12 protein-coding genes and 1 pseudogene are annotated in these 13,602 nt (G+C 47.1%); 8 read left to right on the top strand and 5 right to left on the bottom strand.

The genetic code is table 11. The annotated features are described in order from the left end of the window. Positions 1–53 precede the first annotated feature (53 nt). The 3 genes from J7I83_RS10605 (at position 54) to J7I83_RS10595 (ending at position 2,714) form a co-directional block, all read left to right on the top strand. Positions 54–647 carry a histidine phosphatase family protein gene (locus J7I83_RS10605; RefSeq protein ID WP_215100670.1) on the top strand — a complete coding sequence of 198 codons (594 nt, stop codon included), beginning with the start codon at positions 54–56 and terminating at the stop codon, positions 645–647. A gap of 424 nt (positions 648–1,071) precedes the next feature. Next, a complete protein-coding gene (locus tag J7I83_RS10600) occupies positions 1,072–1,416 on the top strand; it encodes a heme oxygenase (RefSeq protein ID WP_215100669.1) in 345 nt (114 codons plus the stop codon). A 98-nt stretch (positions 1,417–1,514) separates the two neighbouring features. Further along, positions 1,515–2,714 carry an MFS transporter gene (locus tag J7I83_RS10595; RefSeq protein WP_215100668.1) on the top strand — a complete coding sequence of 400 codons (1,200 nt, stop codon included), beginning with the start codon at positions 1,515–1,517 and terminating at the stop codon, positions 2,712–2,714. A gap of 339 nt (positions 2,715–3,053) precedes the next feature. On the opposite strand, the pseudogene J7I83_RS10590 reads toward J7I83_RS10595, so the two are convergent. Further along, positions 3,054–3,476: pseudogene (locus J7I83_RS10590) on the bottom strand (cupin domain-containing protein); the annotation flags it as partial. Between the two features lie 79 nt (positions 3,477–3,555). Then, positions 3,556–4,605 carry an NAD(P)/FAD-dependent oxidoreductase gene (locus J7I83_RS10585; protein ID WP_215100666.1) on the bottom strand — a complete coding sequence of 350 codons (1,050 nt, stop codon included), beginning with the start codon at positions 4,603–4,605 and terminating at the stop codon, positions 3,556–3,558. 131 nt (positions 4,606–4,736) lie between these two features. On the opposite strand from J7I83_RS10585, the gene J7I83_RS10580 reads away from it, so the two are divergent. The 4 genes from J7I83_RS10580 (at position 4,737) to J7I83_RS10565 (ending at position 8,763) form a co-directional block, all read left to right on the top strand. Then, positions 4,737–5,528 (top strand): ABC transporter ATP-binding protein, encoded by a 792-nt coding sequence (locus tag J7I83_RS10580; RefSeq protein ID WP_215100665.1) that lies wholly within the window; start codon positions 4,737–4,739, stop codon positions 5,526–5,528. Positions 5,529–5,533: 5 nt separating this feature from the next. Continuing rightward, complete coding sequence (locus J7I83_RS10575; protein WP_215100664.1) at positions 5,534–6,460, top strand: iron-hydroxamate ABC transporter substrate-binding protein; 927 nt, start codon at positions 5,534–5,536, stop codon at positions 6,458–6,460. A gap of 300 nt (positions 6,461–6,760) precedes the next feature. Next, on the top strand, positions 6,761–7,759 hold the full coding sequence (locus J7I83_RS10570) for a FecCD family ABC transporter permease (RefSeq protein ID WP_215100663.1): 999 nt from the start codon (positions 6,761–6,763) through the stop codon (positions 7,757–7,759). After that, the gene (locus J7I83_RS10565; protein WP_215100662.1) at positions 7,756–8,763 is read left to right on the top strand and encodes a FecCD family ABC transporter permease; all 1,008 of its coding nucleotides are present in this window, start codon (positions 7,756–7,758) and stop codon (positions 8,761–8,763) included. The genes J7I83_RS10570 and J7I83_RS10565 overlap by 4 nt, the downstream gene beginning before the upstream one ends. A 397-nt stretch (positions 8,764–9,160) precedes the next feature. Here J7I83_RS10565 and J7I83_RS10560 read toward each other — a convergent pair whose 3' ends face one another. Then, complete coding sequence (locus J7I83_RS10560) at positions 9,161–10,144, bottom strand: EAL domain-containing protein (RefSeq protein WP_215100661.1); 984 nt, start codon at positions 10,142–10,144, stop codon at positions 9,161–9,163. A gap of 331 nt (positions 10,145–10,475) precedes the next feature. Here J7I83_RS10560 and J7I83_RS10555 point away from each other — a divergent pair, with 331 nt between their 5' ends. After that, the gene (locus J7I83_RS10555; RefSeq protein WP_215100660.1) at positions 10,476–11,012 is read left to right on the top strand and encodes a dihydrofolate reductase family protein; all 537 of its coding nucleotides are present in this window, start codon (positions 10,476–10,478) and stop codon (positions 11,010–11,012) included. 50 nt (positions 11,013–11,062) lie between these two features. Here the strand turns inward: J7I83_RS10555 and J7I83_RS10550 are convergent, their stop codons facing one another. Next, positions 11,063–12,100 carry an ABC transporter permease gene (locus J7I83_RS10550; protein ID WP_215100659.1) on the bottom strand — a complete coding sequence of 346 codons (1,038 nt, stop codon included), beginning with the start codon at positions 12,098–12,100 and terminating at the stop codon, positions 11,063–11,065. Then, a complete protein-coding gene (locus tag J7I83_RS10545; protein WP_215100658.1) occupies positions 12,024–13,580 on the bottom strand; it encodes a sugar ABC transporter ATP-binding protein in 1,557 nt (518 codons plus the stop codon). The genes J7I83_RS10550 and J7I83_RS10545 overlap by 77 nt, the downstream gene beginning before the upstream one ends. Positions 13,581–13,602: the final 22 nt, after the last annotated feature.

The raw sequence follows: 13,602 nt of genomic DNA, 5'->3' as shown, positions 1-13,602 counted from the left end.
TCTATAAATCCCATTTCAGTTATTCTGATAGTACAGCAAAGGAGATGGCTCTATTGACAACAATTGGTTTGGTACGTCATGGCATAACGGATTGGAACATAAAGGGCATCGCCCAGGGATCTTCGGATGTCCCGTTGAACAGAACAGGAAGGCAGCAGGCCCAGTCGCTTGCAAACCGCCTTGCCACTGAAGAAAATTGGGATCTGATCATCTCCAGTGATTTGTCCCGCGCAAAAGAGACCGCTGAAATCATTGGCCAAAAGCTACAATTGCCGGTCAGCCATTTTGACACGCGGCTGCGCGAAAGAAGCGGCGGCAAGATCGAAGGCACAACAGAAAGAGAGCGCCTTGAAAAATGGGGAACCGATTGGCGCAAGCTCGATTTGGCGATGGAAAACCTGGATGTGGCAACTGAAAGAGGACTATCCTGCCTCGAGGACATCCTGGAAAATTTCAATGGCCAGCGTGTGCTGCTTGTCAGCCACGGGGCTTTAATTGGTCTCACACTGCAAAAACTGCTGCCTGAAAAATTCAAGGAAACCTCCATGGACAATACCTCCATCACGATTTTAAAAAACACCGAAAGCCAGTGGAACTGCTCGCTGTATAATTGTACTGTACATCTGGCGAAGAGCGAAAGTTATTGATTGTTGGCATAGCTTACCGGCTCTAGCAATTGGCCAAAAGCCGCTAATTCGGGGTAAAAACTATATAATAAACAGTCGCCGACAAAAAAACCAACACTGACCTTACACGACAGTAGAGAAGCGATTGTGTTCTGGCATTTCTTAACTTGTGCAATGACCAATTCGCCCAAGCATCACATGCTCAACTTATTGGATATCGGGCTGACTGATATAAGAACTGCTGCTTCCTACCCAGCTCAAGGCTTTTCTTTGAGGCGTCATCCAGCCAACCTCATTTCCGATATTTTCACAAGAATAATTTACTGAGAGATACTTGGACAGAAAAAGATAAGCGATGCCTGCAGAACACACATCAAATTGCAGAATGTGATAAAGTTAATAACAGTGAGAACCACAAATTTGAACGAAAAAGGAGAGATTCTTGATGTATATCGTAACCAACCGTATTAAAATGAAACCGGGATTCGCAGAAAAAATGGCTCCTAACTTCGCCCGCCCAGGTGCATTGCAGGAAATGGAAGGATTCATCAAAGTCGAAGTGACGATTACACAAGACTTGACCGAGTATGATGAATTGAACGTTAATATGTATTGGGAGACTCTGGAGAACTTTGAGGCCTGGAAAACCAGTGATACCTTTAAAGAAGCCCATAAACGCCCTGAAGCGAATGCGGACAGCAGTGAACCAAAAAAAGAATCGCCAATGCTTGGCAGTGAACTGGTGATCACCAAAATCGCCGCCCTTATTGAAGCCAAAACTTCAAACTGATGAATACAGACAGATAGCCTGGTTTTGGCTGTCTGTTTCTTTTGTGCCTGTCTATTTACTGTCTTATGAATTATATTACTCAGCAAGGAGAATTTTTATTGAACACTTCAAAACCTGCTTTATGGACAAAAGACTTTATCGTCACTGCCTTGGTGAACTTTTTCTTAGTCCTCATTTTCTATCTCTTGATGGTCACCATCGCTGTATACGCCGTCGAAGAATATAACGCCTCAACGAGCGAAGCCGGACTGGTTACCGGGATTTTCATCCTGGGTGCTTTAGCTGGAAGGCTGATCATTGGCCGTACCATTGACAAAATCGGCCGTAAACGGACCTTAATCATCGGTCTCGCTTTGTTTACGCTGACCACGTTCTTCTATTTCCTGAACTTCGGGCTGTCTTTTCTGCTGCTCAACCGCTTTTTGCACGGCATGACCTTAGGGATGGCAAGCACAGCAGCCGGAACCATCGTTGCCCAGATCATTCCAATGAGACGCAAAGGCGAAGGAATCGGCTATTTCAGTCTCAGCGCGACATTGGCGACCGCTTTTGGGCCGTTTATCGGGTTGATGATGAGCCAGTACAGCAGCTATGAAATGATTTTCGCATTGTGCTTAGCTCTAGGCACAATCAGCTTAATCGTGTCTTTATTTCTTTATGTACCACCAATTGATGCCCCGCCCTCCACTGACGAAACGAAAGGGTTTAAAATTTCCGATTATATCGAAACGAAGGCCGTCCCAATTGCACTCGTTAGTTTGGCAGTTGCCCTTTGTTATTCCAGTGTCCTGTCTTTCATCAACTTTTACGCCATGGAAGAGAATTTGGTGGAAGCAGCCAGCTATTTCTTCCTGGTCTATGCATTGGCAATATTGGTTTCACGGCCATTTACCGGTCGGCTGATGGATTTGAAAGGTGCAAACTTTATCATGTATCCAGCCTTCGCTGTTTTTGCAGCAGGATTGTTCTTGTTGAGCTTGTCGAGCAGCAGTACAGGCTTGCTGGTAGCCGGTGCGTTGATCGGCTTTGGCTTCGGCAACATGCAGTCAACGGCACAAGCTGTCGCAGTCAAACTGACGCCGCCTCATCGGATGGGGCTTGCAACCTCGACGTTTTTCATTTCGATGGATGCAGGGCTTGGCTTTGGCCCGTATCTGCTAGGCTTTGTGATTCCGCTGATCGGTTATAGTTCGCTGTATGGGATACTTGGCTTTGCGGTTCTGGCTACTGCGGTTCTGTATTATGGGATGCACGGCAAAAAAGAGCGCGCGGACGCGGCGGCTTTGGCTTATAAATAAAAGAAGTTTGCTTTTAAGTGCGTTGCAAACAGTTGGTGTCAAAGTAAACTATATAAGTTGAACTAAAGAAACTAGCTTTTCGCCAACGCTTCGGCCGCTCTGGGCATGCCTCCCGCAAGAAGCCAGGCAAAGAACGCCTGTCTTCTTGCTTCGCCTAGCCCCTGGACGCGCCGGCGCTAAAAAAATTAGTAAATTCAAAGCAAGCTTATGATTTTCCCCTGTAATCATAAAAGAGTTGGAGCAATTTAGCTGATTTGCACAATCTCACCAAGAAAGTGCTTGTTGTTAAATCTGATTATTTCACTAATATAAAAAAAACGGCCACTTGGGCCGTTTTTTTTATTCTTCCTCTTCTTCTGCTTTGTCAGCAATTGCTTTGGTTTTATGGACCGTGCCGTGTGGATGTTCAGGCGGCGCGTAGATTGAATAGATTTTTAAAGGGTTATCGCCCGTATTTGTGACGTTATGCCATTTTCCTGCTGGAATCATGATGGCATAGTCATCTTCGGCGTTTTCTTCGAATGTAAGGTTGTCCTCACTGTCGCCCATTTGGACAAATCCTTTTCCAGACTCAATCCGCAGAAATTGATCACCTTCTTCATGGACTTCCAGGCCGATGTCATCCCCCACTCTAATGCTCATCACGGTTACCTGCAGGTTTTTTCCTGTCCACAAAGCGGTACGGAATGTGTCATTTTGCTTGGTCGCCTCTTCGATATTCACCACAAACGATTCTGCTCCATAATCTTTTAATTCCATTGCCAATTCCTCCTCCGAATTTTCTTAACAGCCTTCTATACCTCTGTTTGGACTAACTGAAACAATTTGGAGAAGTCTTGTCTTACACCAGTAATTGCTTGACCAATTCTTTATTGCGCTTTTTGAATACTTCATTATGAGAAGACACCATCGCGATTTTGTTCGCGTCCGGCTGAATATAATGCTTGGCTTTATTGACTGCATTTGCCGCGTCATGGAAGGTTCCGGCAATCAAATTCAATTTCCCTTCATGCTGCAGGATGTCCCCCGCTGCAAAAAGGCCAGCTACTGAAGATTCGCTGCTCGGCGTGCCGGTGATGTAATAATCATCTGCAATTTCAATGTTCAAGGGGCTATTGCCAAGCAAACTGATGTCGCGTTCGTAACCGTGATTGATGATCATTTCGTCGATCGGCAACACTTGCTTTTCATTTGTTTCCTGATGGGTCAGTTCGACAAATTCAATGGCATCCCGACCATCTGAAGCGATCAGGCGCGTAATATTTGTATGCAGGCAGCAAATGGCTGATCCGTTCATGAGCTGTGTCACTTGTGCTTCATGTCCTGCAAGTTCCGGCTTGCGGTAGGTGACGTATACTTTTTTGGCGATTGGCTCCAGCTCATTGGCCCAGTCGATTGCAGAATTTCCGCCTCCCGAAATGAGGACCGTCTTGCCTTTAAAGCGACCCAGTGATTTGACCGTGTAATTCAGATTGGATACTTCAAAGCGTTCGGCTCCTTCAATCTTCAGTTTTTGAGGATTCAGGATACCACCACCCACTGCGACGATGACCGTTTTCGACAAGTGTACTTGGCCCGAAGAACCGATCAATTCAAAAATACCTTCTTCGTTTTTCGCTATGGATTCTACTTTTTCGTCTAATACGACTTCCGGTTGAAATGTCAGCCCTTGTGCAACTAATTGGTCGATAAGTTTGGCTCCCTGGATTGGTGGCTGTCCTCCCACGTCCCAAATCATTTTCTCGGGGTAGACATGAAGCTTGCCGCCCAATTGCGGCTGAAATTCGATAATCTTCGTTTTCATTTCCCGCAGCCCGCTGTAAAAAGCTGAATATAGCCCCGCAGGCCCCCCACCTATAATCGTTACATCAAAAAGCTCTTTTTCCACCATCTATATTCACCCTATCCTTTTATATTTCGTATTGACAACGCTAAAAATTAGTCTTATAGTATTGATTGTACTGAAAATGAGAATCATTATCAACGAAAAAGAATATAAATTTAGAAAAGGAGGTTTTTGGGATGGTGCGCTTATTCACCGAGGAGCTGAATATCGGTTATGGAGACCGGTTGATTGTCAAAGATTTGACCGTCCAAATTCCAGACAAGAAAATCACAACAATCATCGGCTCCAATGGCTGCGGCAAATCAACGCTGTTAAAAGCGATTACTCGGGTGATTTCGCATCAATCCGGAACAGTGGTATTGGATGGCAGCAATATTGCACTGGAAAACACGAAGTCCCTGGCAAAGAAAATGGCCATTCTTCCTCAAACCCCGGACAGTGCCGCAGGGTTAACGGTCGGCGAGCTGGTTTCCTACGGCCGTTTTCCTTATCAGAAGGGTTTTGGGCGACTGTCCAAAAGGGATTACGAGATCATCAATTGGGCACTCGACGTCACCGGCACGCAATTTTTCAAATACCATCCGGTTGATGCTTTATCCGGCGGCCAGCGCCAACGTGTCTGGATTGCGATGGCATTGGCACAGGAAACCGAAATGATTTTCCTAGATGAGCCGACCACTTACCTGGACATGGCCCACCAACTGGAAATTTTGGAGCTGCTGCAGCAACTCAACCGGGAACAGGAACGGACCATCATCATGGTGCTTCACGACCTGAACCAGGCGGCGCGTTTTGCCGATCACATCATCGCCATGAAAGACGGGCAAATCGTCAAATCCGGCAATTGCCACGAAGTCATTACCCAGCCCGTATTAAAAGAAGTATTCCGAATCGATGCCGAAATCGGGCTGGATCCACGAACACAAAAACCGATGTGCACAACATACAACTTAATCAAAGGAGTCTAACCGACATGAAAAAATTATTCTTGCCCCTATTTTTATTTACTTTGCTGCTGATCCTTGGCGCCTGCAATTCCGAATCAACTACGGAGGAAACTGAAAGCGCCACTGCTGACCAAACTTCCGATACCATTACATATGAATCTGAAAGCGGCCCGGTTGAAGTTCCTGCAGATCCACAACGTGTAATCGTACTATCTTCTTACACCGGTGACGTTATGTCCTTGGACGTTCCTTTAGTGGGAGTCGATTCTTGGTCAAAAAACAATCCGCGTTTTGAAGAAGCGCTGGCAGATGTGGAAGAAGTAGCAGACACAGACCTTGAGAAGATCATCGAATTAGAGCCTGACTTGATCCTTGGCGGCTCAACCATCAACAACATCGATAAATTGAGCGAAATCGCACCAACGGTCACATTCACTTACGGCAACTTGAGCTATTTGGATCAGCATCTGGAAATCGGAAAAGTGCTGAACAAAGAAGAACAAGCCCAAACCTGGATCACGGACTTCCAGCAACGCGCACAGCAAGCCGGGGACGACATCCGCGCTGAAATTGGCGAAGACACAACCGTTTCCGTTATTGAAAACTTCGACAAGCAAATCTATGTATTTGGAGACAACTGGGGACGCGGAACGGAAATCCTTTACCAGGAGATGAAATTAAAAATGCCTGTAAAAGTGGAAGAAATGGCTTTAGCAGACGGTTATTATATGCTTTCTCAGGAAGTATTGCCGGAATACATGGGTGATTACGTCATCTTCAGCAAAGACAGCACGCAAGACAACTCATTCCAGGAAACTGACCTGTACCAAAACACACCTGCCGCTCAAAACGGCCAAATCTTTGAAGCCAACGCCAAAGAGTTTTACTTTAACGATCCGATCACACTGGAATACCAATTGGAATTCTTTATCGAAAACTTTTTAGGTGAATGATAGTGCTGTAGAATCATCATTTTGTAAAACGCTTTGGGCATGGCTCTCGCAAGAAGCCGGAAAAATCATCTGTCTTCTTGCTTCGCCTAGCGCCCGTGGACGACGGCGCTGAGAAAGTTACTTCACTAGCGATAAGTGTCTATTTCTTCACTCACTTACCAGCAGTTTTTTGAAATATCTGTTGTGTACGATTAAGTAGTTCAACTTATATAACTAATAATTTCATTCGACTTCTATACTAAAAAAGAGGAATTCTGATTTTAGAATTCCTCTTTTAATCTCAGGAAAAGATGATGATCAATGAGCCCCAAAGTTTCCTTTCCAATTAAATTTATCTTAAGCTTACTTGCATTAGTGCTGACACTCATCGTCTCTCTGATTTTCGGGGCGGCGGACATCAGCCTGAAAGAAGTGGGACTGGCATTATTTTCAACCAGCTCCAGTGATGGCATCGGGGTCATTCGGGAAATCCGGCTGCCGCGTGAAATCGCCGCCATCTTTGTTGGTTCCGCTCTTGCAGTGTCTGGCGCGATGATGCAGGGCATGACCCGAAACCCGCTGGCCGATCCAGGTCTTCTTGGCTTGACAGCCGGTGCCAACGCCGCGCTTGCTTTCACTTTGGCCTTCATTCCTGCAGCCAATTATTTCGGCATCATGATTGCCTGCTTTATCGGAGCGGCGGCCGGTGCGGCTTTGGTGTTCGGCATCGGTGCTGCAAAAAAAGGCGGTTTCTCACCTTTTCGGATCGTTCTTGCAGGAGCTGCCATTTCGGCCTTTCTGACAGCAATTGCTGAAGGGATCGGCCTGTATTTCAATATCTCAAAAAACGTTTCACAATGGACTGCCGGCGGTTTGATCGGCACTTCCTGGGGACAGCTGCAAGTGGTTGTTCCGTTTATCGCCGTGTCTTTGCTGATTGCTTTGCTGCTGTCGCGTCAGTTGACCATCCTCAGCTTAAGTGAAGAAGCCGCCATCGGTTTAGGGCAAAAAACGGCGCAGATTAAAGCAATTCTCTTTGTCGTCATCACGCTTCTTGCCGGTTCCGCCGTTGCGCTTGCCGGCAATATGGCCTTTATCGGCCTGATGATTCCGCATGTGGTACGGGCGATTGTCGGAACCGATTATCGTTTCATCATTCCGATGTCCGCAGTTGCAGGAGCCATTTTCATGCTGCTCGCCGACCTCATCGGCCGAACCATCAATTCACCATTCGAAACACCGGTAGCCGCAATCATTGCGATCATTGGCTTGCCCTTCTTCCTGATCATAGTCCGTAAAGGAGGCAAAGCATTCGCATGATCCATCCAAGCTTACGCAAAAAACAACGAATTTCGTATTACCTATTGCTGGCTCTGATCTTGTTGACGGCAATCGCCAGTATGGGGCTGGGTTATTCTCCTATCTCCTACGACCGCTTGATGCCGGCAATTCTCGGCCAGGGTACATTCAAAGAAGAGTTTATCCTGTTTTCCATCCGCCTTCCGCGCATTTTGATCACCGTGCTGGCCGGTATGGCGCTGGCCTTGTCAGGCGCCATTTTGCAGAGCGTGACGCGCAATGATCTCGCAGATCCGGGAATCATCGGCATCAACTCTGGTGCCGGTGTCGCCATTGCGGTTTTCTTTTTATTCATTCCGGTCGAAGCTGGAGCTTTTGTCTACTTGCTGCCCGTCGTGGCGTTTGGCGGAGCTCTTGCAACTGCTGCATTGATTTATGCATTTTCCTACTCACGCAACACCGGCTTGCAGCCAATCCGGCTGGTGCTCGTCGGCATCGGCTTTTCGATGGCTTTGTCGGGAGTCATGATCGTTTTGATTTCTTCTGCAGAGCCGGAAAAAGTCGACTTTATCGCCAATTGGCTGGCTGGCAACATTTGGGGAGCGGACTGGCCGTTTATTGTAGCCATCCTTCCCTGGCTGCTGGTACTGATTCCGTTCAGCATGTATAAAGCCAATCGGATGAACGTCCTTGGCCTCAGTGATCCTGTCGCTGTGGGCATCGGCGTTTCTGTCGAAAAAGAACGGATTGTCCTGTTGTTAGCCGCTGTCGCTCTTGCTGCAGCCGCCGTCTCCGTTACTGGCGGAATTGCATTTATCGGCCTAATGGCACCACATATTGCCAAAGCTATCGTTGGTCCGCGCCATCAGATGTTCCTGCCGCTAGCCCTACTGATCGGCGGCTGGCTTTTGCTGCTGGCAGACACCGTCGGCCGGAACCTGCTCGAGCCTGCCGGAATCCCGGCAGGCATTATGGCAGCGCTGATTGGAGCTCCTTACTTTATTTATTTACTGTTGAAAAAATGACAGACAAAAACACAGTAATCTTCAGTGCGAAGATTACTGTGTTTTTATTTGCCCGAAAGCATTGATTGGACGCTTGCTACGGATCTGATCTATTCTATTTTAATGTCGTTTGTCTGTTGCCGCATCTTTCACCTCGGGCTGTTTCTGTTTATTGCGCATCTGCATCGACACCTGAAGTACCAAGCTCAACATGACACCGATGCCGGTGATTGTGTAAAGAATCGTAAAAATTTTACCGAAATCCGTCTCAAGGTCAAAATAAAAGATACCATACGATGGTATTCCTCTCTTTCAGTTGCAGTATCCCCATTTCTTCAGTATACGGGATTCTCCTCGAAAAAGGCCAACAAACCACGATGGTTGTTGGCCTTCCGTTTTATGCTTCCATTTGCTGGCCCTATAAAGGCGTTGCTGCCGGTTTTCCAAAGTAATATCCTTGGAATAATTGATATCCACGCTGCTTCAGCCAGTCAAAGTCCTCACGCGTCTCAATGCCTTCTGCCAATGGAATAGAGCCGATTTCGAAAGCTTTCTCCAGGAATTTCTTGGCGACTTTCTGCTTTTGTGTATCCGTTGCTACATTCTGGGCATATTGCATATCCAGTTTCATATACTTTGGCTTCAGATCCGCAAGCATCTCAATGGTGCTGTATCCCTCACCCACGTCATCCAATGCGTAATCGAATCCTTTTTCCCGATAATAAGTCAGGATTTTTTTCAAATGATCGAGATCGTCCACTTTTTCCGTTTCCACCACTTCAAATACCAGCGATTTCGGATCCACTCCTAATTGTTCAGACAAAGAAATTGTCGAGCTCAGGCAAAATTCAGGCGAATAAATTGAAGTGGGAATAAAGTTGATGAATGCCTTTTCTCCTTTTAGCGCAGCCGCATATTTAACAGCAGTCATTCTGCAGACCCGGTCCAATGCATACAATCGTCCGCGGGTTTTTGCTGCAGGGAAAATTTCATTCGGGTAAATCATCGAACCGTCTTCGTTTTGAAAACGCGCCAACATTTCATAGGCAAAAACGGTTTCATCCGCCTCCACAATCGGCTGATAATGGCATGTGAGCCGTTCGTTCTCGATAACATCGTCTATCCATTCGGTTGCGAAAACCCGAGCCAGCCCGTCAAATGGCTGCCATGCTTCCTGATTGATGCGGAACTTTACTTTTTCCACATCCAACACGTTGCTGCAAAAGTCCAGAAACTCCCTGGCGCCTTTTTCATCCATCTGCAGCTTGCTCCCTTTCCTGACGATCTCGATGCCTCTTCGATCTAAATGATCTATAACTATCTGCAATGCCGAAAGATTCCTGTCTCCTTCCAGCTTAATTTCAAATTTGATGGCCGTAACTGAGCAGTTATTGCATTCCATAATTACTCGCTCCCTTTTTTATGGTATTTATAGTTTACATTATAAGGAATAATAACTGTAAAATTTTTATTTACGCTTTTATCTATACCCTTTCTACTGAAAGATTTTCAACTTTGTTTAAATTAAAGGATATTTTTAATCGAGCTCGAATTTACCTTAATATAATATGTGAGGAGAGCCGTTTTCTAACGACTATTATTCCGATATAATAATTTAAAATAATGATATTCCCTAATCCTATACCTTGCGCCATTCTGCGGAAACAACTCAAACCATCAGCCTGGAGCGATTTCCTTAGAATCGCCCCTCTTAACATGAAAGGAGAATGATCATGGGAAAAATCGTTGTAGCGATGTATTTGACGCTTGATGGGGTCATGGAGGAACCTTCCTGGACTGCGCCGTATTGGGACGATGAGATAGCCAAATTCCAGCTGGATCTGCTGTTCGGCAGTGACGCGCTGCTGCTCGGAAGGGTAACGTATGAAGGGTTTGCAGCGGCTTGGCCGGCGGCAGAAGATGACGAGGGATTTGCAGAGCGGATGAACCAGCTGCCGAAGTATGTAGTTTCCACCAGCCTGAAGCGCACAGAATGGAATGCACGCCTGATCACCAGCAACGCAGCACAGGAAGTTGCCAAGCTGAAAAAAACCGGACAGCGGCTATTGGTCTATGGCAGTGCAGAACTTATCGAAACCTTGCTAAAGCATGATTTGATCGACGAACTGCACCTGATGACATTTCCGCTTGTTTTAGGAGAGGGCAAGCGGCTGTTCAAGGAAAATGCCGACCAGAAAATGTTCAATCTCAAGGAAATCCGTTCGACGGACGCAGGCGTACTCATCGCCAGCTACACGCCGGACAAATAAACCCCAAAGCAAAAAGGCTCCCTTTACAGGAGCCTTTTTGCTTTGGGTAATTACGCTTTGGAAAACTTCCTTTTGGCATAAACATAGGTGACTGCCAGTGCAGCAACCAAAACGCCGCCTTTAATGATGTCAAAAGCGTAATAAGGTAGGTTCAGTATCGTCAAGCCGTTCAGCAGAATGCCAATAACTGCGGCACCGAAAAATGTGCCCAGCGCATTTGGTTTGCCTGCCCCCAAAACGGAGTAGCCGACAAAGACAGCGGCGACTGCTTCCATCATCAATGGAGCCCCGGCATCAATCTGCCCCGAACCCACACGCGCCGTGAACAGGATGCCCGCCATCGAAGCAAAAACGCCCGATACCACATAAGCCGTAAACTTCACTTTTTTGACGCTGACGCCTGACAGCGTAGCCGCTTCGGCATTTCCACCGGTCATATACAGCACTCTTCCCCAGCGTGTATGGTTAAGCACTACATAGGAAGCGAGGACCATTATCAGCATGATCCATACAGGAACCGGCAGGCCCAGCATCTGTCCCTGGCCAATCCACAGAAAGGCTTCCGACAATTGACCAGGGGCGGTTCCGCCTGAAGTCAACGGCATATTATTGTAGATCGAATAGCCTTCCGTATACGTCCGGTGCAAGCCCGCTACGATATACATCATGCTCAAGGTCGCCAGCAGATCCGGAATGCCGATGACCACGATGAGAAAGCTGTTGACGGCTCCGACCAATACACCGATCAGTAACGGTAAGATCAGCACGAGCCATAAAGGCAGATCGTACCAGACCATCAAGGAAGCAGAAACGACCGTCGATAACGACATCGTCGAACCGACAGACAGATCAAAGCCATCCACCACCAATGTGAACGTCACCCCTAGAGCCAATAAGGTAACAATGGAAATCGAGCGCAGAATGTCCGAGAAATTGCCGTATGTGAAAAAGGAGTCACTAATGGTGCTGAAGTAAAAAATAATAAAAATGAGGAGGGCAATAGCACCATATTTAAATAGAAACTGAATCGCGTTTTCTTTCACCGAGCTCTGGTTTTTCCCCAAGTTCTTCTTTTCCGCCACTTGCATACAATAAAATCCTTTCTTGGGTCGCTTCTTGTCGTGACAATTCTTTCACGATTTGACCGTTGTACATTACGAGAATGCGATCGGAAATTCCGATGGCTTCGTGAATTTCACTTGAAAAATACAAACACCCTTTGCCGCTTTCGGCCAGTTGGCGGATCAATTTAAAAATATCGACTTTGGCGCCGATATCAACGCCTTTGGTCGGTTCATCAAACAGGTACAGGGTGGAATCGAGTGAGATCCATTTGCCGATGGCCACTTTTTGCTGGTTTCCGCCGCTCAAATGGACAAGCGGTGTATCTGTACTGTCGGTTTTGATGCGCAGCCGCTCAATGATTTCATTGGCAAAACGCTTTTCGGCTTGCCGGTCTATCAACAGACGCTTGGAGAATTTTTTCAGGTTGGGAAATGACGCATTGGCCTCAAGCGATTCCTGGACAAACAAGCCTTCTTTTCGGCGTTCTTCGGGAATCAGCGCCATCCCTGCTTTGATGGCGTCTGCCGGATGTTTGATCTTGGCGGTCTTTCCTGCAAGTTTAATCGTTCCGGATGTTAAAGGGGTTCCGCCGAACAACGCTTTGGCGAGTTCCGTTTTGCCGGCACCTACCAGTCCGACGACACCCACCACTTCGCCTGCTGCCACTGTCAGCGACAAATCCTTGAGCTTTTGGCCGTCCGATAAATTCGCCACTTCCAGCAAGGCCGTTCCGATATCATGCGCCCGCGGTTCCAATTCATGGCTGAGTGCCGCCCCGAGCATGGCTTCGATTACCTCGTCCTGATCGGCTTGAGCCGTATCATAGGTTTTGACAAGAGCACCTTCCCGCATGACCGTGATCCGGTCGCTGATTTCAAACACTTCCGGCAGGCGATGGGAAATGAAGACGCACCCGACGCCCTGTGCTTTTAATTTCTCAATGACTGTGTACAGTTTTTCCGATTCATGAATCGACAGCGGCGCCGTCGGTTCATCAAAAATGATGATTTTCGCCGAATGGACCAATGCTCTCGCAATCAGCACCATCTGCTTTTCCGCCAATGTCAGGCGCGCCGCTTTCTGCTGGACATTGATGCTGTCCGCCTGAAGCTCGTGCAGTACCTGACGGGCGCGGTCATTGATTTTTTGCCGCGAAACGAACAAGTTTCCCTTTTCTGCAAATGTATCAAGCAGAATATTTTCCGCAACGGTCAGCTCGGACACAATAGCGGTATCCACTTCCTGATAGACGCAGTAAATCCCCTGCTCTTTGGCTGCCTTCGGCGATTCCAGCCGAATGGCGGCGCCGTCTAGGTAGATTATTCCTTCATCCTGTTGGTAGACGCCCGAAAGAATTTTGATCAATGTGCTTTTTCCTGCACCGTTGACGCCAAGAATGGCATGGACTTCCCCTTTTTCCAATTGGAACTCTGCTCCTTGAAGCGCCGTCACTGTGCCGAATTTCTTTCCGATGGCGGTCATCGAAAGTAAAGGATCTGCCATAAGAATGCCCCTTTCTGATAAA

The organism is Planococcus sp. ISL-110, assembly GCF_018613575.1.
Classification (GTDB): domain Bacteria; phylum Bacillota; class Bacilli; order Bacillales_A; family Planococcaceae; genus Planococcus.
The sequence above is the reverse complement of the archived record's forward strand: the minus strand, read 5'-3'. Positions and strand labels throughout refer to the sequence as shown.